This window comes from uncultured Marinobacter sp., from assembly GCF_947259545.1.
Lineage (GTDB): Bacteria > Pseudomonadota > Gammaproteobacteria > Pseudomonadales > Oleiphilaceae > Marinobacter.
Window position 1 is genome coordinate 21,423 of record NZ_CAMYMK010000010.1, and the last position, 20,776, is coordinate 42,198.

Sequence of the window (20,776 nt, forward strand, 5' to 3'; positions counted from 1 at the left end):
TAAACGAGTAGTGCCGGATTCCGTTGGCTGTTTTGCCGAATCCGCCTACGCCTCGGCGGCCACGTCGAACTCCGGATCAGGTTTCGAGCCAGGAGGTCAGTTCCTCGGACTGGCTCAGGGTTTTCCAGAACCACATCAGAGCCTTGCCCTGATCTTCCGCGTGTCGCGCCAGATGGAGCATGATGGGTTGGCGAACATCGTGGACATCAAGGGCAATCAATTGGCCTTCCCTCAGTTGTGAGCGAATTCTCGATTCCGGTAGCCAGCCAACCCCTAGCCCTGCCTGCTGTACAGCGATCTTCTGGTCAATGTTGGCCACCGTGATGGTGGGCTGTCGCCGGAAGATGCCTGCATGCCCTGGTGGCAGTGAGCGGGAGGTGTCGGCTGCGACCGCAGCCGGGTAGCGGGCGATGTCTTCTTCCGCCAATGGCTGGGTTGCCGCCGCCAGTGGGTGGTCTGGGGCAACGGCGTACACAAAATTCATCTTGCCGAGCGCCTTGGTGGTAAATGTACCGGCGGGCTTGCTGAGCTGGTCGGCACCGACAATCAGGTCGACGCGGCGACTCTGCAATGCGTCCCAGGAGCCGGCGAAGACTTCCTCAATGATCTGAACTTCTACAGGCACTCCGAGGTCGTAAAAAGCCCTGATGGCCGGAAACAGGCACTCGGCGGGCAGCAAGGTGTTGAAACCGATACGCAGTCGCGTCTCCCAACCCTGAGCTACCTGTTTGGTGGTGTGTGCCAGGTTTTCGGCGGCTTCCAGGAGAGTTCGGCCTTCCTCGAGCAGGTAGCGACCGGCTGGTGTCAGAGTAGCCCGATGGCCGCTACGGTCGTAGATGGCGATGTTCAGGTCTTCCTCGAGCTTTTGCACCGTGTAACTGATCGCAGAGGGGACCCGGAATAGCTCCCCGGCCGCGCCGGCAAAACTGCCTTTGCGATCGATGGCGTCGAGGACCTTGAGTGCGTCTATGGTGATGGCTGTATGCATGTTCGAATTATCTGAAGTTGTTGGCCAGAAATGCTTGTTTGAGAGGGTAGCAGGCTGACCGTTATTCTTCTTCAAATATTATCGGGTTTTGGAGAGGTCAATATTATGGGGCTTTTAGTTGACGGCAAATGGCACGACCAGTGGTATGACACCAGCAAGACCGGTGGCAAGTTTGAAAGGGAGGCCGCCCGCTTTCGCAACTGGGTAACGGCGGATGGGTCGCCCGGTCCGGAGGGTGACGGTGGGTTCAAGGCGGAGTCGGGCCGGTACCACCTGTACGTTTCCATGGCCTGCCCCTGGGCCCATCGCACCTTGATCTTCAGGAAGCTGAAGGGGCTGGAGAAGCATATCTCTGTGTCGGTGGTTCATCCGGACATGGTAGAGAACGGGTGGGAGTTCCGGCCCGGTGATGAGCAGCACAGGGATCATGTGCACGAGTTCGAGTTCCTGCATCAGGTCTACACCCGGGCGGCGCCGGACTATTCCGGACGGGTGACAGTGCCAACGCTGTGGGACCGGGAAAAGCAGACCATTGCCAGCAACGAATCAGCCGAGATCATCCGCATGTTCAATTCCGCCTTCGATGGTCTTGATGGTGTGCGTGAGGATCTGGACTTCTATCCCGAGCCGCTGCGAGGTGAGATCGACGAGGTGAATGCCCGGGTTTATGACACCGTCAATAATGGTGTGTACAAGGCCGGATTTGCCACGGCCCAGGACAAATACGAAGAGGCCTATGGGGCGTTGTTTGACTCACTCGACTGGCTGGAGGCGCGGCTGGCAAAGCAGCGCTACCTGGTCGGGACGCAGTTGACCGAAGCGGACTGGCGTCTGTTCACCACGCTGATTCGGTTCGACGCGGTGTATTACAGTCACTTCAAGTGCAACCGACAACGCATCGGGGACTTCCCGGCGCTGTCCGCGTATGTGCGTGATTTGTATCAGGTGCCGGGAGTGTCGGAGACAGTTGATATTGGCCAGATCAAGCGCCACTACTACGTGAGCCAGCGGACCATCAATCCGACCCAGGTTGTCCCTGTGGGGCCGCAACTGGATTTTGAGGCGCCTCACGGCAGAGAGTCACTGGATTGAGTTAGCTGACGCGGGCAACGGCAACTTCGGTCAGGAGTGCCAGCGCCTCTTTGTAATCGGATTCGGGAAGGACATCGAGGCACTCCGCTGCCAGGGAAGCCTGCTCCCTGGCTTTTGCCATGGTGTACTCCAGCGCGCCGGAACTGTCGACAATCTGCAATATGGCTGGCAGGTCATCCAGGCCGCCTTTGCGAATGGCCTGACGAATCAGTTGGCGTTCATCTTCTACGCCTTTCTCCATGGCGTGAATCAGGGGCAGGGTGGTTTTGCCCTCGGCGAGGTCGTCGCCCACGTTCTTGCCCATGGCTTCGGCGTCGCCACGGTAGTCGAGTACGTCGTCCACCAGTTGGAAAGCCAGTCCCAGGTGCTTGCCGTAGTCCTTCAGGGCATTCTCCTGACGTTCATCGGCGCCGGCCAGCAAGGCACCGGTGTGGGAGGCGGCCTCAAACAGCATGGCGGTCTTGTTGTGGATAACCTCCATGTACTGCGCCTCGGTGAGGTCCGGATTCTTTACGTTCATCAATTGCATCACCTCGCCTTCGGCAATCACCGCCGTGGCGTGTGACAGTACGTCCATGATGCGCAGGCTTTGCAGTTCCACCATCATCTCGAATGCGCGGGCATAGAGGAAATCACCTACCAGCACGCTGGGAGCGTTTCCCCACCGGGCGTTGGCAGTGCTGCGGCCCCGGCGCATGTCGGATGTGTCCACCACATCATCATGGAGCAGGGTGGCGGTGTGCAGGAATTCGATGACGGCGGCCAGTTTGAGGTGGTCGTCCTTGTGGTAACCGACTGCCTGGCTGGATAGCAGGACCAGCAGTGGTCTCAGCCTTTTCCCGCCACTTTCAATAATATAGTGGGCTATTTTCTCCACCAGCGGGACGTCGGAAGAAAGCCGTTTGATGATCAGGTCGTTCACGCGGCTGAAATCATTCGCCACGGTGTCGTAAATGCGCTGGGCTGTCATGCGGCTTGTGGATCCCTTTCTGGTGTTTTCGTTGATACTATTTGTTGATGCTTTCTTTGATGCTATTTTTTGATAAATAGGGGCAGGAAGCGGCAATGCTAGGTACTGGAGCTTTCAGTGTCAACTTGGCTTGTATTGCGGGGCCGGTTTTCGTACAATCACGCGCCCAACTCATCCCAACCTGCGCTCCCTGCTATAGGGTTGCCGAAGCGCTTCCCTTAGAACCAGGTGGATAAGAGCAGGGATGGGTCAATCGCGGAGAACGTTAATGTACGCAGTTATTGTTAGCGGTGGTAAGCAGCACCGTGTAAAAGAAGGCGAAACTCTGAAGCTGGAGAAGCTGGAAGTGGAAACCGGCGGTAACGTCGAGTTTGACCGCGTTCTGCTGGTTGCCGATGGTGACAAGGTTCAGGTTGGCGCGCCGGTTGTTGATGGTGCCAAAGTGACAGCGGAAGTGGTCAGCCACGGCCGTCACGACAAGGTTCAGATCATCAAGTTCCGTCGTCGTAAGCATTCCATGAAGCGTCAGGGCCACCGTCAGTGGTTTACTGAAGTCAAGATCACGGGTATCAAGGGCTAAGACCCTCGAGTAACCCCTTAGATAAGGAGGCTTGTAATGGCTCATAAAAAGGCAGCAGGTAGTACCCGTAACGGTCGCGATTCCGAGTCGAAACGACTTGGTGTGAAGCGCTTTGGCGGTGAGGCTGTTTCTGCAGGCAGCATCATTGTTCGTCAGCGCGGCACCCGCTTCCACGCAGGTAACAACGTTGGCATTGGCAAGGACCACACCCTGTTTGCGAAAGCAGACGGCCAGGTGAAGTTCGAAGTCAAAGGCCCGCAGAGCCGTAAGTTCGTGAGCATCGTTCCGGCTGCGTAAGCAGCGGCGATCCGGTTCTGTCGAACCTTGGATTGCTCTGGTGGTATCATCAGGGTGATCCGGAGCCCCGCAAAGCTTCCTAGAGGCTGCGGGGCTTTTTAGTTTATGCGCACAGCGCAAAGGGTAGGTCCATGAAATTCGTAGACGAAGCCACCATCATCGTGGAAGCCGGCAAGGGCGGTCACGGCTGTCTCAGTTTCCGGCGCGAAAAGTACGTTCCTAAGGGTGGTCCCGATGGGGGCGATGGCGGGGATGGTGGTTCCGTGTATCTGGAGGCGGATGAGTCGCTCAATACGCTCATTGATTACCGTTTCCAGCGCAAGCACAAGGCTCAAAATGGTGAGCCGGGTTCCGGCCGTAACTGCACCGGCACAAAAGGTGAGGATCTGGTCCTGCCGGTACCGGTAGGCACCACGGTTGTCGATATGGATACCCATGAGGTGCTTGGTGATCTGACCCATGCCGGGCAGCGTCTGAAGGTGGCCCAGTGCGGTTTCCACGGCCTCGGCAATACTCGGTTCAAGTCCTCGGTCAACCGCGCTCCGCGTCAGACGACCAAGGGCTCTGAGGGTGAGCTGCGCAATCTGCGCCTGGAGCTCAAGGTGTTGGCGGATGTGGGGCTTCTGGGTATGCCCAACGCCGGTAAGTCCACTTTTATCCGTTCGGTCTCGGCCGCGCGTCCCAAAGTGGCGGACTATCCGTTTACCACGCTGGTGCCGAACCTTGGCGTGGTCAGCGTGCAGGCGCACCAGAGTTTTGTGATCGCGGATATTCCCGGTCTTATTGAGGGTGCCGCTGAAGGTGCCGGGCTTGGTATCCGTTTCCTGAAGCATCTGGTGCGTACCCGTCTGCTGTTGCACCTTGTGGACGTGGCTCCCTATGACGGCTCCTCTCCTGCCGAGTCGGTGCGCGCCATCGAGCATGAGCTGGAGAAGTTCAGCGAGACTCTCGCCAACCGGGAGCGCTGGCTGGTTCTGAATAAAGTCGACATGGTCCCGGAGGAGGATCGGGACGCCCATTGCCAGGCCATTATTGACGAGCTGGGGTGGGAAGGGCCTGTGTTCCGTATTTCCGCATTGAGTGGAGAGGGCACCAAGCCGTTGACTCAGGCGGTCATGCGCTGGATTGAAGATCAGGCCGAGGAAGAGGCGCAGAATCCTGAATTTGCCGAGCGCGAAGCGGCGCGCCGCCGCCAGATGGATGAAGAGGCCCGTGCCCGTATCGAGGCTGAGCGGCAGGCTCGCCGGGCTGCCCGTGAGGATGACGACGATGACGACTTCGACGACGATGATTACGATGTCGAAGTGGTGTATGCCCCCGAATAAACCGATAGACGAATCAGTGAGCATCCAGGCGAACCATGAGTGAACGCACCCAGTTACGCCAGGCTCGTCGCCTGGTTGTGAAAATAGGAAGCGCCCTGCTGACCAATGACGGTAAGGGGTTGGACGTTGAGGCCCTGGGGTTGTGGGTGGATCAGATTGCCGAGCTGATCGAAGACGGCGTTGAGGTGGTTATCGTTTCGTCGGGCTCTGTCGCTGAAGGGATGAGTCGCCTGGGGTGGACGTCCCGTCCGCAACAGCTCCATGAGTTGCAGGCCGCGGCTGCGGTTGGGCAGATGGGGTTGGTGCAGACCTGGGAGGCCCAGTTCAAGCGCCACGATATCCATACCGCCCAGATTCTGCTGACTCACGATGATCTGTCTGACCGCAAGCGATACCTGAATGGGCGCAGCACGCTGCGGGCGCTGTTGGATTTTGGTGTGGTGCCGATCGTCAACGAGAACGACACGGTGGTGACCGATGAAATCCGCTTTGGTGACAACGACACACTGGGCGCCCTGGTCGCTAACCTGATTGAGGCAGATGGCCTGATCATTCTCACCGATCAGCTTGGGCTGTTCGATAAGGACCCCCGCAAGCACCCGGATGCACAACTGGTCACCGAGCGGAAAGCGGGGGATCATGAGCTGGATGCCATGGCAGGTGGCGGTGCCGGTGCACTGGGGCGTGGCGGTATGCAGACCAAGGTTCGTGCGGCCCGTCTGGCGGCGCGTTCGGGTGCATTTACTGTCATCGTGGGTGGTCGGATCGAGCATGCTCTTACCCGCCTGCGTAGTGGCGATGTGATTGGCACGATGCTGTTGCCGGAGCAGGGGCGGATTGCAGCGCGTAAGCAATGGCTTGCCAGTCATTTACAAACGCGAGGTCAGCTCGCTCTGGATGATGGTGCCGTACGGGTATTATGTCTTGGTGGTCGCAGCCTGTTGCCAGTTGGCGTCAAGGGTGTTTCCGGTCAGTTCCGTCGCGGCGAAATGGTTTCCTGTGTGGACCAGAATGGGAAAGAGGTTGCCCGCGGGTTGGTCAACTATGATGCGGACGAGGCCAGGGCAATTGCCGGGCGTTCCAGTGACAGGATTGCAGAGGTGCTGGGGTATATCTCGGGAGAGGAGATGATTCACCGGGATAACATGGTGATCGTCTAGAGAAATCTCGGGCAGGCACAAAAAAACCGGCTCGAAAGCCGGTTTTTTCAGCTCTGAAGGAAAGTCGCTTATGCGCCCTTCAGGGCCTTGATCTTGGCGCTCAGGCGGCTCTTATGACGAGCAACCTTGTTCTTGGCGAAAACGCCCTTGTTGACCATGCTGTCCATGATCGGCTGGAACTGCTTGAAGGCAGCCTGAGCTTCTTCGTAGTTGCCGGCTTCAATCTTGGATTGAACCTTTTTCATGTAAGTACGAGCCATGGAACGCAGGCTGGCATTGTGCTTGCGGTTCTTCTCGTTCTGACGTGCGCGCTTCTTGGCTTGCGGGGAATTTGCCACCGTATAACTCCTGAAAATCTGTAATTGATTCGAAAAATTCGCGGGCGCGCCAAAACCAGCGCGTCGAAATAAATGACGCGGAACTATGCCGCTGATGGGTTTAAATGTCAAGGCTTAAGGCGCCTCTGGAACCATTTCATCCCGTGGTGCAGAAGGGCTGTGTTAAACTCGCCGCCAGTCAGTTTTACGAGCCATTTCAGACATCAGGACCCGCATGTCATCCCAAGCTGAAGATACACCAGAGAAAAAAGAACCGCCGCAAGCGCCGGGCCTGCTCCGCTCGTCTGGATTGGTTGGGGTGATGACCATGCTCTCCCGGGTGTTGGGGCTGGTGCGGGATATGGTGATTGCCCGCTATTTCGGGGCCGGAGCCAGTGCCGACGCCTTCTTCGTCGCCTTCAAGATTCCCAATTTCCTCCGCCGGCTGTTCGCAGAGGGGGCTTTTTCCCAGGCCTTTGTGCCGGTGTTGTCATCCTACCGGGAAAAGGAGGATATCACGGAGATTCGGCGGCTGGTCAACGCGGTTGCCGGTTCCCTCGGGCTGGTGCTGCTCGGGGTCACCCTGGTTGCGATGCTGGGGGCGCCGTTGTTGACGGCGCTGTTTGCGCCAGGCTTTCTGGATGATGATTACAAGTTTGGTCTGGCCAGCGACATGCTGCGGATCACCTTTCCGTATCTTTTGCTGATCTCGCTGACGGCATTCGCTGGCGGCATTCTCAACAGTTACGACCGGTTTGCGATACCGGCCTTTACGCCGGTGTTGCTGAACCTGGCGATGATCGGTGCCGCCATCTTCCTGTCGCCGCTGATGGAGACGCCGGTCATGGCCCTGGCCTGGGGCGTGTTTATTGCCGGGGCCCTGCAGCTGTTCTTTCAGTTGCCCTTTCTGATGCGCCTCGGATTGCTGCCTCGGCCCAGGGTGGATTATCGCCATGAAGGCGTAAATCGGATCCTGCGGCTGATGGCGCCGGCGCTGTTTGGTGTTTCGGTCAGTCAGATCAACCTGTTGCTGGATACGGTGCTGGCCTCGTTCCTGCAGACCGGCAGTGTCTCCTGGCTGTATTACTCCGACCGCTTGTCCGAGCTGCCCCTGGGGGTATTCGGTATCGCCATTGCGACGGTGATTCTGCCCAGTCTCTCCCGCAAGCATGCGGCGGCATCCGCTGACCAATTCGCCGCCACGCTGGATTGGGCTGTACGCGCGGTTCTGCTGATTGGCGTGCCAGCCGCACTGGCCCTGGCGTTGCTTGCCGAGCCGCTGATCGCCACGCTGTTCCATTATGGCGAAGTGACGGATCGTGATGTCACCATGTCCGCGCAGAGTCTGCGTGCCTACTCGGCCGGGTTGATGGCCTTTATGCTGATCAAGGTGCTGGCGCCGGGATTCTTTGCCCGGCAGGACACCAAAACACCGGTAAAGATCGGTGTGATCGCCATGGTTGCCAACATGGTCTTTAACCTTATCCTCGTCTTTCCGCTGGCCCACGCAGGGCTGGCACTGGCGACCTCGTTGTCCGCCTGGCTGAACGGTTTCCTGTTGTGGCGGGGGTTGCGGAAGGAAGGCGCCTGGAAAAGCCAGCCGGGCTGGCCCCGGTTCCTGGCCCAGCTTGCGTTTGCCAACGCCGCGCTTGCGGGTGTTATTGTCTGGTTGCAGGCCCCTGTGGCCGAATGGCTGGCGGCTGGTGGGCTGCAGAAGGCCGCGGATATGGGTGTTCTGGTGGCAGCCGGGGTGGCGGTTTACTTTGTGGCGCTGGCGGTTGCTGGCGTCCGGGTAAGACATTTCCGCCACAGGTAGGTTATAATCGCGCGTTTTCTCACCAGCGGATGGCCGTCGGCCGTCCGTGGAATGCACAGCTGGCAATTGAAGGTTCGCATTACATGCGTCTGATCCGGGGCCTGACCAACCTGAAAACTCTCTCCCGACAGGAGGGCTCACCTCTAGCCGATGGTTGTGTTGCCACCATCGGTAACTTTGACGGTGTTCATATTGGTCATAAAGCCATTCTGGACCAGGTCAAGGAAAAGGCCCGCACCCTCGGTGTGCCGTCCGTGGTCATGATCTTCGAGCCACAGCCCCGTGAATTTTTCCAGGGCAGCGAGGCGCCACCCCGATTGATGGCATTCCGCCAGAAATTCGAGGCTCTGCTGGCCGAAGGCATCGATATCGTGCTGTGCCTGCGTTTCGACGAGAAGTTCCGTAGCTACTCCGGCATGGGATTCATCGAGGACGTTCTGATCGACGGGCTGGCGGTTCGGCACCTGGTGGTTGGTGATGATTTCCGCTTCGGCTGTGACCGCGCCGGGGATTTTGCCCTGCTGGAACAGGTCGGCAAGCAGCGCGGCTTCAGCGTTGAGAATACCCGAACCGTGACCGTTGGCGGCGAGAGAGTGAGCAGCACCCGGGTACGAAATCTGTTGAATGTGGATGGCCTCGAGCAGGCGGAACAGCTGCTTGGGCATCCGTACCGGATACGGGGGCGAATAGTCTACGGTCGTCAGCTTGGTCGCGAGCTGGGCGCGCCGACGGCAAACATCCTGTTGCGTAGAATGCCTGCGCTTCAGGGGGTGTACGTTGTCAGTGCGACTCTGGAAGACGGCTCCGTTCACGACGGTGTCGCCAATATTGGCCTCCGACCGACTGTGGATGGCAAACAGCCATCGCTGGAAGTGCACCTGTTTGACTTTGCTGGCACACTTTACGGGCAACATATTGAAGTGGTGTTTCGTCACGGTGTGCGGGAAGAGATCAAGTTCTCCTCCGTAGACGAGCTGAAAACGCAAATAGCCCGTGATTTTGACAGCGCCCGGGCGTGGATTGCCGACAATGGTTCCGCCGCTGGTGACCGCTGAGGTCGACCGGCGTGATCTGGCCTCTATTTTACTGATGACAACTGACCGAAAGAGTACGCACACATACCATGAGCGACTACAAGCACACTCTGAATCTGCCTGAAACCGCCTTTCCCATGCGCGGTAACCTGGCCAAGCGCGAGCCGGATATGCTCAAGCGCTGGCAGGACCTGGACGTCTACGGCAACCTGCGCAAGCAGCGTGAAGGCCGCGACAAGTTCATCCTTCATGATGGCCCTCCATACGCCAACGGCAGCATTCACATCGGTCACGCGGTCAACAAGATTCTCAAGGACATGATCGTCAAGTCCCGCGGCTTCATGGGGTACGACGCCCCCTACGTGCCGGGCTGGGACTGCCACGGTCTGCCGATCGAGCACAAGGTCGAGCAGGAAATCGGCAAAGCGGGTGTGAAGGTGGACTATAAAACCTTCCGTCAGGCCTGCCGTGACTACGCCACCAAGCAGATCGCCGGGCAGAAAGCCGACTTTATCCGTTTGGGCGTGATGGGGGAGTGGGACAAGCCTTACCTCACCATGGACCCGAAAGTGGAAGCGGGTATTGTTCGCGCGCTTGGCAAGATCGTTGCCAAAGGTCATCTGGTTCGTGGTTACAAGCCGGTTTACTGGAGTGTGGTAGGTCAGTCCGCACTGGCAGAAGCCGAGGTAGAGTACCAGGACAAGACTTCCACGCAGATCGATGTACGCTTCACGGCGGTGGATCAGGCCAAGGCGCTGTCATTGTTTGGCACTGACAAAGGGGAAGGGGACGTGTCTGTGGTGATCTGGACCACCACGCCCTGGACCATCCCCGCCAACCAGGCGGTGTCGCTGAGTGCCGATCTGGACTACGCCCTGGTTCAGCTGGATGTCGGACAGGGACCGGAACGGATGATCCTGGCCGCTGACATGGTGGAAGGCATCATGGCGCGCTGGTCTGTGGAGAATTTCGAGGTACTGGCCACCTGTTCTGGTGCGGCGCTGGAGCATCTGGCGCTTCACCATCCGGTTTATGACAAACAGGTGCCGGTGACTCTAGGGGATCACGTATCAACGGACGCGGGTACCGGCGCCGTTCACACCGCCCCCGACCATGGTATGGAAGATTTTGAGGTCGGCAAGGCCTACGGTATCGATACCCTGAACCTGGTGCAGGCCGATGGCACCTACACGACTGCCGCGGGCGAGTTTGCCGGTGTGCACGTGTATAAAGCCGATGAGCCGGTGTGTTCCGCGCTGGAGCGTGAGGGCAAGCTGGTGTTTTCCGAGAAGTTCCGCCACAGCTATCCCCATTGCTGGCGCACCAAGACACCGCTGATCTACCGTGCCACACCGCAATGGTTCATCAGCATGGAGAAAGAGAACCTGCGTGCCGATGCCCTGGAAGCCATCAAGGGTGTGCGCTGGATTCCTGCCTGGGGCCAGAACCGCATCGAGGCCATGTTCCAGCAATCCCCGGACTGGTGTATCTCCCGTCAGCGTACCTGGGGGGTGCCGATTACCCTGTTTATCCATAAGGAAACCCAGGACCTGCACCCGGATACCCAGAACCTGATCGAGGCCGTGGCCAAGGAGATCGAAGCCGGTGGTATCGATGCCTGGTACGAGATGGACACCGACGCCCTGCTGGGTGATGACGCCGACCAGTATGAGAAAGTCACGGATACTCTGGATGTCTGGTTCGACTCCGGTGTGACCCACGAGTCGGTCCTGCGCCCGCGTACCGAACTGGGTCAGTTCCCGGCGGACATGTACCTGGAAGGTTCCGACCAGCACCGTGGCTGGTTCCAGTCGTCCCTGAAAACCTCCATCGCCATGAACGGCGTGGCTCCCTACAAGCAGGTGCTGACCCATGGTTTCACGGTGGACGGCAAGGGCCACAAGATGTCCAAGTCCATGGGTAATGTGATCGCGCCCCAGGAAGTGATGAACGAGCTGGGCGCCGACATCCTGCGCCTGTGGGTGGCTGCCACGGATTACAGTGGAGAAATGACCGTCTCCAAGGACATTCTCCGACAGACCGCAGACGGTTACCGTCGAATCCGTAACACCGCGCGCTTCCTGCTCAGTAACCTCACCGGTTTCGAGCCGGAGAAGCACATGGTGGCGCCGGAGGACATGATTGCCCTGGACCGCTGGATGGTGGATCGTGCCCTGCAGTTGCAGAACGAGCTTGACGAGGACTACCAGAACTACGCCTTCCTGCGCATCTATCAGAAGGTGTACAACTTCTGCGAAGCGACACTGGGCGGGTTTTACCTCGATATTATCAAGGACCGCCAGTACACCACTCAGGCAGACAGCCGCGAGCGACGTTCCTGTCAGACCGCGCTTTACCACGTCGCCGAAGCTCTGGTGCGCTGGATTGCACCGATTCTGAGTTTCACCGCGGACGAGATCTGGCAGACCCTGCCGGGCAAGCGTGGCGACACGGTGTTCTACGAGACCTGGTACGAGGGCCTGACCGCGCTGCCGGAGAATGCCGAACTGGGTCGTGACTACTGGCGTGAAATCTACAGCGTCAAGGAAGCGGTGAACAAGTGCCTGGAGGAGGCCCGTGGCCGCGGTGAAATCAAAGGTTCACTGAGCGCAGAAGTCACCCTGTACTGTGAGGGTGAGCTGGCGGCGGATCTCAAACACCTGGGTGAAGAGCTGCGGTTCGTGCTGATCACCTCGGAAGCCACCGTCAGGCCGGTGTCCGAAGCCGGTGATGCCGAGCCCACCACCCATGAAGGATTGTTGGTGAGGGTGACCCCGGCGGCCCATGCCAAGTGTGAGCGCTGCTGGCATCACCGTGAAGATGTGGGACAGCACGCGACCTACACGGATCTCTGTGGCCGTTGTGTAACCAACGTGGAAGGGGCGGGTGAAGTCCGCTCGTTTGCCTGATGGATGCGGTTATGAGTGATGAACGCCCCGGCGCCAAACTGAAGTGGTTGTGGCTGGCCGTTCTGGTGATTGCCCTGGACCTGGGGACCAAGGCTATGGCGACAGCCATGCTGACCTACGGCAACCCGGTGCCCGTAATCCCGAGCTTCAACCTGACGTTGCTGCACAATACCGGCGCTGCCTTCAGCTTCCTCGCGGGCGCCGATGGCTGGCAGCGCTGGTTTTTCGTGGTACTGGCCATAGGCGTGAGTGTGGCTCTGGTGATCTGGCTCCGGTCCCTCAAATCTCATGAAACCTGGCTGGCGGTTGCCATCGCCCTGATTCTCGGTGGCGCGCTTGGCAACGTTTATGACCGGGTCGTGCACGGCTATGTGGTGGATTTTCTGCATTTCTACTGGCAGGACTGGCATTTTCCCGCGTTCAACCTGGCCGACACCGCGATCACCATTGGTGCCGGCATGATGATTCTCGATATGTTCCGCAAGCCCCCCGAAGAGGCTGCGGACGGGAGCGATAAACACTGATGAAAGAATTGCCTGTAGACAAGGGAACCCGCGTTACTCTCAACTTCGCCCTGAAGTTCCAGGACGGTGAAGTGGTGGATTCCACCTTTGATAAAGAGCCGGCTACCCTGGAGATTGGTGACGAAAACCTGCCCGAGAACTTCGAAGCCTACCTGATGGGCATGACCGCCGGTGAGCAAAAGTCGGTAGAAGTGCCTCCTGAGAAGGCCTTTGGTCAGCACAACCCGAACAACGTGCAAACCTTCAAGCGCCATGAGTTCAGTGCCGATATGGTGCTTGAGCCGGGGGTGATGATCTCCTTTGCTGACGCTCGTCAGCAGGAGTTGCCGGGTGTGGTCAGCCGTGTGGAAGGTGACGAAGTGGAGGTGGACTTCAACCATCCGCTGGCAGGGCGTACACTGACCTTCGAAGTAGAAATTATTGACGTGGAACCGGTCGGACCGGCCCACTAACCAGAGCAGCAGGCGCAGATATGCAGATCCGACTCGCGAACCCCCGTGGCTTTTGTGCCGGTGTTGACCGTGCCATCGAAATCGTTAATCGGGCCCTGGATGTGTTCGGGGCGCCCATTTACGTGCGCCACGAGGTCGTTCACAACAAGTTTGTGGTCGATAACCTGAGGAATCGAGGCGCGATTTTCGTGGACGAACTGCACGAAGTGCCGGACGATACCCTGGTCATCTTCAGCGCCCATGGGGTTTCCCAGGCGGTACAGAATGAAGCGGCCAGCCGTGGCCTGAAAGTGTTCGATGCCACCTGTCCGCTGGTCACCAAAGTCCACATGGAAGTCATGCGCTACAGCCGCGAAGGTCGTGAGTGCATTCTGATCGGTCACCAGGGCCACCCGGAAGTGGAAGGCACCATGGGGCAGTACGACCACAGCAACGGCGGCGACATCTATCTGGTGGAAGATGAAGAGGATGTCTCAAAGCTGGCGGTCAAAGACGCATCCAGGCTGTCCTACGTCACCCAGACCACGCTGTCGATGGATGACACCGCCCGTGTCATTGACGCTCTGCGAGCCAGGTTCCCGGAGATCCAGGGACCCCGGAAAGACGATATCTGCTACGCCACCCAGAACCGCCAGGATGCCGTCAAGCAACTGGCCGGTGACTGCGACCTGATGCTGGTGGTCGGCTCACCCAACAGCTCCAATTCCAACCGGCTGCGGGAGCTGGCCGAGCGTATGGGTACCCCTGCCTACCTGATCGACGAAGCTGCCCAGATCGAGCCGCAATGGCTGGATGGGAAGCAATCCGTCGGCGTAACCGCCGGTGCCTCCGCCCCGGAAGTGCTGGTGAATGATGTGATAGCCCGCCTTCGCGAGCTTGGCGGCGACCTGCCTGAGGAAATTGCGGGCAGGGAGGAGAACATTGTGTTTTCCATGCCGAAGGAATTGCGGATTGATGTGGTAGATTTAAGCTGACTTTTAAGCAACGCTAGATGGCATGCGCGGTGGACGTATTTGCGTGTACGTGATGGCCGTCACACCAAACACAGTTTGCATGCCGCTCATCCCCTGACATTTGCCGCTGATCGAGTGACGCTGGCCTCTTAATTTCATCTGGCATAATCTTTACTCAAGTAAAACTGGGAAGGATTTATGTCTGGAATCAAGCGTCATTCGGGTTTTACCCTCATTGAACTTCTGATCACCATTGTCATCCTCGCGATCATCGCGGCGTTTGCGGTCCCGTCTTACCGTGAGATGGTGATGAATAATCGACTCTCTGCACAAATCAATGAGACTTCCAGCCTTGTGAGCTTCGCACGCAGCGAAGCGTCGAAGATTCTTTCCGGTGTCGTTACGGTATGTGCCTCCGCCGACAGTGCAACCTGCAGTGGTAGCTCCAACTGGGAAACCGGCGTCATTGTATTCCGTGACGATGACATGAATGCGGCATTTGGTGGCACTGATGAGCTACTCAAGGTCAGCGGGGGGCTTTCTGGCGGCAATACGCTGAGAATTATTGATATGACCAGTGACAGCGGCAATTACGTGCAGTTTGACAATAAAGGCTTTCCCAGGGCTTCTGCTTCGGGAAATGTGGCTGGCACGTTTGTTGTCTGTGACGAAAGAGGTGCTGCCGAGGCGAGGGCTATCTCGATCAATTTCTCGGGTCAGACCCATTTGGCCAGGGACACAGATGGCAATGGCATTCTGAACGACCATGAAGGCAACGACGTTACCTGTCCGTGATGGTGAGCCAAGACATGAACAAAGAGCGTATTCATAAACATTTGTTTTTCCGCACCGGCAATGCCGCCCGAAGTCAGCGTGGCTTCACACTCATTGAGATCCTGGTGACAGTGTTCATCCTGGCGATTGGCCTGCTCGGTCTGGCCGGCCTGACTCTGGAAGGCATGCGCAACAACCAGGGAGCGTATCTCAGGACTCAGGCCAGCATCCTTGCTTACGATATGGCCGATCGAATGCGCGCCAACAAAGAAAGGGCGTCGGATTATGCCGGCTTCAGCACCGACGGGGCGACAACGACTCTCCCGGCCTGTGCCGCTGATGCTGCCGGATGCACACCTGCGGACCAGGTAACGGTGGATAAGGTGGAATGGACTCGTCAGATCCAGGGTGTGGGCAGTGACACGGTCTTGTTACCTGGTGGGGTTGGGACGATTCAATTCGATGCAGCCACGTCCAGGTATACTGTCACCGTGACCTGGGATGAGGTCGCCCGTGAGGGGGACGCGGGTGAAACCATTAGCGGCGACGGTTCATACACAGTGCGGTTTTTATTGTGAGGTATGACATGATCAAGGCTCCTGACGTGAGGAACATTGCCCGTGTGAGGAAAACCCAGCGTGGTCTTTCGCTGGTGGAGCTGATGGTTGCGCTGGCTCTCAGCGCCACCCTGATATTCGGGGTGTTCACGGTGTACATGGATTCCAACCGGACCTCTCAGGTAAGCAATGCGTTGGCGCGAACCCAGGAAGCTGCCCGTATCGCTACGGATCTCATGGCCCGGGATATGCGTATGGTCGGGTTCCAGGGCTGCGCCGATCCGGATGATGTGACGTTGAACATCATTGCCGACAACCCGCCCACATCCGATTTTTTTGAGACTACGTTGCGTGGCTGGGAAGTGACGGACGGGACCTGGGCCGATGGTACAGAATTTGACGGTACCGCAATCGAGTCCAGTGCCAAAGTGGGCAGTGACGTGATCTCTGTGCAGCGTGGCGAAACGCTGGCTATTGGGCTTACGGGCAACATGGAAGTGGAGAATGCCAATGTTCAGGTAACAGGTGACGATGTGGTCCGGTTTGCCCAGAACGATATCGTAATGATCTCCAATTGCGAGGCGGCGGATCTCTTCCGTATCTCCAGTCAGCCCTCTTCCAATACTTGGGCTCATGCCAAGGGCGTAAACAGTTCAAACCGTTTGAGCCGAGCCTATACGGCAAACGCAAGAATTATGAAATTCTCCTCGACCCTCTACTTTGTCGCCGATACCGGTCGGGACGATGCCCGAGGCAACGATATTTTCGCATTGTACCGCCAGATAAATAAGTTGGACGGGTCGCTCTTGCCGCCGGAGGAAATCGTTGAAAACGTCGAGAACCTCCAGATCGAGTACGGTGAACTGCTGGCTACCAATAATATTCGTTACCGCCCTGCGGACCAGGTGGGAAACATGACAAGTGTGAAAGCACTCCGGATCGGCATGCTGGTCAGCCACTCCGATCCGGTCCGGGATGACAACGATACCGCGGCTTACGCCCTTCCCGGCGAGACAATCACCGGGACCAGCGGTAGTGGTACCGTCACTCATCCGGAGGACCAGCGCTTGCGCCGGACCTTCGTATCGACAGTAATGCTCCGCAACCGTGACTGATGACAGGGTAATGGTGACCAGATTATGAAAAGGCAAACAAAATTCGTTTCAGTTCGGCGGGAGCGCGGAGCAACACTGATCGTATCGCTGATTGTGCTGCTGGTGCTGACGCTGATCGGGATTACCGGAATGAACACTTCTGTTATGCAGGAACGCATGGCGGTGAATTCCCAGAATTCGAACCGGTCATTCCAGGCGGCGGAGAGCACTGTGAGGTCGCTGATGGATCAGGTATACGCAAACAACCTCGATCTGTTGCGAGAGTCCATGCAGAACGCCTCCGGCCTGAGTTCCGAAGTCAATGTAACCATCGATCCTGCCAACGGCGTGAGTGGAAGCTATCAGGCGCGGTACCTTGGTGAGGTTATTGTCACCAGTGGCAGCTCCATGGATGCCGACGAGAGTTCCAACCAGTTGAAGGGGTTTCGTTACGAGCTGGAGGGTGAGGCCAATATGACAAATACCGGTGCATCCTCGCGGGTGTTCAAGGGCATTGAATACTACTGAATTTGATAAGGGGAGTTCGTCCCCGGAGGCAGAGATGAGCAAATTGTACTTACATAGCATGTTCAACCTTAAAGCTGTCGTTGCCGTGTTGCTGTGGGGCCTGGCGCCATTGGTATTGGCTGATGAACCCACAGGTCAGCTTATAGATTCGCCCTACGAAGCGGTGGAAGCGCGGGCGATTGAGTTGGTGACCAGTGCTGGTGGCGACGTGGTCGGTGTTCGTGGCGAGGGCTGTCCTGGCTGTCCCGCTTCCTCCCTCCTTCCTTCGGGGGATCTGATTGTTGAGGCCGGAGGACGACGATTGCAGGGAAGTGATTTGGACACTTTCAATGGCAGACCTGGCGTTATTCACATCTACCGGCCGACGGGGATGGCTCATCGTGTGTCCTTCACTGGCGTTGTTTCCTCAGGAGGTGATGAGCAATGAAAACATACATCAATTTCCGCCTGATACTGTCAGTGGTGGCAATGGCGTTTGCCGCCACAGCGAGCGGGCCGGTCTATGCGGATGATACCGAGATCTTCTTTACACCGCCGGGCACCTCGCAGATTGTAAAGCCCAATATCATGTTTATCATCGATAATTCGGGCAGCATGGGGACCACCGTCGATAATACCGAGACTACCCGCATGCAAGTGGTGCAAACGGTGACCAAGAACTTGATCGACAAGATGCAGGACGTGAATGTCGGCGTCATGAAGTTCAACATCCAGACAAAATGCACCAGTAAAGATGACGCCGGTAACTGTACCGAAAAAACAGCTTATACCGAGAGTGGTGGCCATATCCTGTCTGCGCCGGTCGACGTGGAGGCTAACGCGACAACCTTGAAGGGATTAGTTGATGGTCTGTCCCCGGTAGGTAACACGCCTTTATCTGAAACCCTGGCTGAAACCGCTCGCTACTTTCGGGGTGATGCCCCCTTGTACGATGACGAGCCGATCTCATCGGTCACTTCCGAGACGGATGGGTCATACGTTTCGCCGGTTACCTACCAGTGCCAGAAGAACTATGCTGTTTTCCTGACTGACGGTGCACCTACTGCCGATGATACTGACTCGTCTATTGGTACCTATATAGGCCAGACTTGCGGGGATGGGAACGCATCGGATTCCAATGGCAGTTGCCTGGACGAAATCGCCGGTTTTCTGGTCGATACTGATATGAGTGGCTCTCTGGATGGCGACCAATACCTGATTACCCATACTGTCGGGTTTCACACGGACCAGGCGCTCCTGTCGGATACAGCCGCTGCCGGCGATGGCAATTATTACCTGGCCAATGACCAGGCCGCTTTGGAAGACGCATTCGATAAAATCTATCAGGCGGTCCGAGCTCAGGGCACAACTTATGTTTCCCCGGGCGTCGCGATCAATACCTTCGATCGACTGAACCACCTGAACACTCTCTATTACGCCCTGTTCCGGTCGGATAAGGGTGCCATCTGGGATGGCAACCTGAAGCGTTATAAGCTGGACATTCAGACCGACAATTCCGGTAACTCGGTTGCGGTCATCGTGGATTCCAATGGTAATCCCGCTATCGACAACACCACCGGTTTCTTTAAAGAAACGGCAAAAAGTTGGTGGAGCCCGGTGGTTGACGGGCCGGACGTCAGCCTCGGGGGAGCCGCGTCCCAGTTGCCAACGACGACATCCACACGCAATGTTTATTCAAACCTGGACTCTCGTAGTTCGAATCTCACGAACTCGGGCAATGCAGTTGTCACTACCAACACCAACATCACCAAGGCGGACCTTGGTGACAGCACCATGACCGATGCGGAATTCGAGAAGATTATCAATTGGACCCGCGGTGTGGATGTCAACGATGTGGACGGAGACTCGGATACAACCGATGCGCGGCAGCTGCTGGCGGATCCGCTGCATTCTGTTCCCCAGTTGGTGATCTACGATGCGACTACCAGCCCCCAGAATACTACTATCTATTACGCGGATAATCAGGGCTTTGTCCATGCCGTGGATGGTAATACAGGACAAAGTGACTTCGCCTTTATCCCCCGCGAGCTGTTAAAGAACCAGCAGGCGATGATGAACAGTACGGAATCCTCCACCAAGCGGTACGGCATGGATGGCTCCGTTGTGAAGTGGAGCCATGATGAAAATAACGATGGCAAAATCGCCAGTGCCGATAATGACTTTGTCCGCATCTTCTCTGGTATGCGTCGTGGTGGCAGAAGTTATTATGCTCTGGATGTAACCAGCCCCTCCTCGCCCAGCCTGATGTGGTCCATAACTGGAGGTGCGAGTGCCACAAGCGGGTTTGAGGAAATGGGGCAAACCTGGTCGACACCGGTCAAGACAAAGGTGTCAATCCAGGGGAAAGCTTATGATGTGCTGATCTTCGGTGGCGGTTATGACCCGGATCAGGATTCGGCAACCACCCATACTGCCGATGATGAAGGCAGAGCGGTGTATATTGTTGACGCCGCGACGGGAGACCGAATCTGGTGGGCAGGCCCAACTGGCAGCGGCGCAAATCTAGAACTTTCGGAGCTGCAGTACAGTATTCCGGCTTCTCCAAAAGTCCTGGACATCAATGGTGACGGCTTTGCTGACCAGATATATGTTGGCGATATGGGCGGTCAGATTTTCCGTTTTGATACGGGAGATTCCAGTAAGAGCAACACCCTTGTGGTCACTGGCGGGCGCATTGCCAACTTGGGTGTTACCCATTCGGACCTGACCGAAACCTCCGAGGAGAAAGCCCGTCGTTTTTATCATACGCCGGATCTGTTCGGGATAAAGATCGGTGGCACGCGGTATCTGGGCCTGGCGATTGGTTCCGGCTATCAGGCGCACCCGCTCAATACCACGATCAAGGACAGGCTCTACATGCTGAAAATTGAATCGGTGAGTTCGGCGCCTATTAATCCTGCAGACGAAACCGAAACCGAAGTGCTCTATGAAACCCTGACCGAAGATGATCTGTATGACGCAACAGATAACGTCATTCAGGAGGGCACTGACGCTGAAAAGACCGCGGCTTCGACTGACCTGGCAGGCAAGCATGGCTGGTTTATCCGTCTGACCAATGCGGGCGAAAAGGTTCTGTCCGAAAGTACGACGGTCAATAACGAAATCTACGTGACCACTTATGAACCCAAAGCCAGCGATAACCCCTGCCTTCCGCCAACGGGTACATCCAGGCTTTACCATCTTTCGGCATTTGATGGCAGGGCGGTGCAGAATTACGACGGCACAGGGGCCGATGACGCTCTGACCAAGGGCGATCGTTATGTTGATCTGATTACCGCTGGCCTGCCCCCAACACCTCAGAGGATGCGGGTTGAGGATACGGATGTTGTTTGTATCGGCACGGAGTGCAGGACCATCAATACGGTCAAGGGCGTTGTGGAAACCTATTGGTATGAGGATTAAGGTT

General features: G+C 57.2%; 20 protein-coding genes. 17 read left to right on the forward strand and 3 right to left on the reverse strand.

The features are described from left to right. Window positions 1–76: 76 nt before the first annotated feature. A complete protein-coding gene (locus tag Q0Y21_RS16630; RefSeq protein WP_297797876.1) occupies window positions 77–988 on the reverse strand; it encodes a LysR family transcriptional regulator in 912 nt (303 codons plus the stop codon). Window positions 989–1,093: 105 nt separating this feature from the next. On the opposite strand from Q0Y21_RS16630, the gene Q0Y21_RS16635 reads away from it, so the two are divergent. Then, window positions 1,094–2,080, forward strand: coding sequence for a glutathione S-transferase family protein (locus Q0Y21_RS16635; protein ID WP_297797878.1), 987 nt, complete (start codon window positions 1,094–1,096; stop codon window positions 2,078–2,080). 1 nt (window position 2,081) lies between these two features. Here the strand turns inward: Q0Y21_RS16635 and ispB are convergent, their stop codons facing one another. Then, entirely contained in the window at window positions 2,082–3,050 is a 969-nt protein-coding gene (gene ispB / locus Q0Y21_RS16640) for an octaprenyl diphosphate synthase (RefSeq protein WP_297797880.1), read from the reverse strand. A 268-nt stretch (window positions 3,051–3,318) separates the two neighbouring features. Between ispB and rplU the strand changes: the two genes are divergently transcribed. The 4 genes from rplU (at window position 3,319) to proB (ending at window position 6,412) form a co-directional block, all read left to right on the forward strand. Continuing rightward, window positions 3,319–3,630, forward strand: a complete 312-nt coding sequence (gene rplU / locus Q0Y21_RS16645; protein WP_297797882.1) for a 50S ribosomal protein L21 — start codon at window positions 3,319–3,321, stop codon at window positions 3,628–3,630. A 36-nt stretch (window positions 3,631–3,666) separates the two neighbouring features. Continuing rightward, window positions 3,667–3,927: a 50S ribosomal protein L27 gene (gene rpmA / locus Q0Y21_RS16650; RefSeq protein WP_012139697.1), complete on the forward strand. Its 261-nt coding sequence runs from the start codon at window positions 3,667–3,669 to the stop codon at window positions 3,925–3,927. A gap of 131 nt (window positions 3,928–4,058) precedes the next feature. Continuing rightward, window positions 4,059–5,252 carry an Obg family GTPase CgtA gene (gene cgtA / locus Q0Y21_RS16655; RefSeq protein ID WP_297797884.1) on the forward strand — a complete coding sequence of 398 codons (1,194 nt, stop codon included), beginning with the start codon at window positions 4,059–4,061 and terminating at the stop codon, window positions 5,250–5,252. A 35-nt stretch (window positions 5,253–5,287) separates the two neighbouring features. Next, complete coding sequence (gene proB / locus Q0Y21_RS16660; protein WP_297797886.1) at window positions 5,288–6,412, forward strand: glutamate 5-kinase; 1,125 nt, start codon at window positions 5,288–5,290, stop codon at window positions 6,410–6,412. A 68-nt stretch (window positions 6,413–6,480) separates the two neighbouring features. Here proB and rpsT read toward each other — a convergent pair whose 3' ends face one another. Beyond that, complete coding sequence (rpsT, locus tag Q0Y21_RS16665) at window positions 6,481–6,750, reverse strand: 30S ribosomal protein S20 (RefSeq protein WP_297797888.1); 270 nt, start codon at window positions 6,748–6,750, stop codon at window positions 6,481–6,483. Window positions 6,751–6,964: 214 nt separating this feature from the next. On the opposite strand from rpsT, the gene murJ reads away from it, so the two are divergent. The 12 genes from murJ to Q0Y21_RS16725 all read left to right on the forward strand — a co-directional run bounded on the left by murJ (window position 6,965) and on the right by Q0Y21_RS16725 (window position 20,772). Continuing rightward, entirely contained in the window at window positions 6,965–8,545 is a 1,581-nt protein-coding gene (gene murJ / locus Q0Y21_RS16670) for a murein biosynthesis integral membrane protein MurJ (protein WP_297797890.1), read from the forward strand. A gap of 83 nt (window positions 8,546–8,628) precedes the next feature. After that, on the forward strand, window positions 8,629–9,600 hold the full coding sequence (ribF, locus tag Q0Y21_RS16675; RefSeq protein WP_297797892.1) for a bifunctional riboflavin kinase/FAD synthetase: 972 nt from the start codon (window positions 8,629–8,631) through the stop codon (window positions 9,598–9,600). Window positions 9,601–9,668: 68 nt separating this feature from the next. Next, window positions 9,669–12,488 carry an isoleucine--tRNA ligase gene (gene ileS / locus Q0Y21_RS16680; protein WP_297797894.1) on the forward strand — a complete coding sequence of 940 codons (2,820 nt, stop codon included), beginning with the start codon at window positions 9,669–9,671 and terminating at the stop codon, window positions 12,486–12,488. After that, window positions 12,488–13,012: a signal peptidase II gene (gene lspA, locus Q0Y21_RS16685; RefSeq protein WP_297797896.1), complete on the forward strand. Its 525-nt coding sequence runs from the start codon at window positions 12,488–12,490 to the stop codon at window positions 13,010–13,012. Before ileS ends, lspA begins: the two co-directional genes overlap by 1 nt. Then, entirely contained in the window at window positions 13,012–13,464 is a 453-nt protein-coding gene (locus Q0Y21_RS16690; protein WP_297797898.1) for a peptidylprolyl isomerase, read from the forward strand. The genes lspA and Q0Y21_RS16690 overlap by 1 nt, the downstream gene beginning before the upstream one ends. A gap of 20 nt (window positions 13,465–13,484) precedes the next feature. Beyond that, complete coding sequence (ispH, locus tag Q0Y21_RS16695) at window positions 13,485–14,438, forward strand: 4-hydroxy-3-methylbut-2-enyl diphosphate reductase (protein WP_297797900.1); 954 nt, start codon at window positions 13,485–13,487, stop codon at window positions 14,436–14,438. A 177-nt stretch (window positions 14,439–14,615) separates the two neighbouring features. After that, window positions 14,616–15,212, forward strand: a complete 597-nt coding sequence (locus Q0Y21_RS16700; RefSeq protein ID WP_297797902.1) for a GspH/FimT family pseudopilin — start codon at window positions 14,616–14,618, stop codon at window positions 15,210–15,212. Between the two features lie 14 nt (window positions 15,213–15,226). Next, window positions 15,227–15,769, forward strand: a complete 543-nt coding sequence (gene pilV / locus Q0Y21_RS16705) for a type IV pilus modification protein PilV (RefSeq protein WP_297797904.1) — start codon at window positions 15,227–15,229, stop codon at window positions 15,767–15,769. An 8-nt stretch (window positions 15,770–15,777) separates the two neighbouring features. Further along, window positions 15,778–16,863: a PilW family protein gene (locus tag Q0Y21_RS16710; protein WP_297797906.1), complete on the forward strand. Its 1,086-nt coding sequence runs from the start codon at window positions 15,778–15,780 to the stop codon at window positions 16,861–16,863. A gap of 24 nt (window positions 16,864–16,887) precedes the next feature. After that, entirely contained in the window at window positions 16,888–17,370 is a 483-nt protein-coding gene (locus tag Q0Y21_RS16715) for a PilX N-terminal domain-containing pilus assembly protein (RefSeq protein ID WP_297797908.1), read from the forward strand. A 34-nt stretch (window positions 17,371–17,404) separates the two neighbouring features. Beyond that, the gene (locus Q0Y21_RS16720) at window positions 17,405–17,797 is read left to right on the forward strand and encodes a hypothetical protein (RefSeq protein ID WP_297797910.1); all 393 of its coding nucleotides are present in this window, start codon (window positions 17,405–17,407) and stop codon (window positions 17,795–17,797) included. Next, the gene (locus Q0Y21_RS16725; RefSeq protein WP_297797912.1) at window positions 17,794–20,772 is read left to right on the forward strand and encodes a PilC/PilY family type IV pilus protein; all 2,979 of its coding nucleotides are present in this window, start codon (window positions 17,794–17,796) and stop codon (window positions 20,770–20,772) included. Before Q0Y21_RS16720 ends, Q0Y21_RS16725 begins: the two co-directional genes overlap by 4 nt. Window positions 20,773–20,776: the final 4 nt, after the last annotated feature.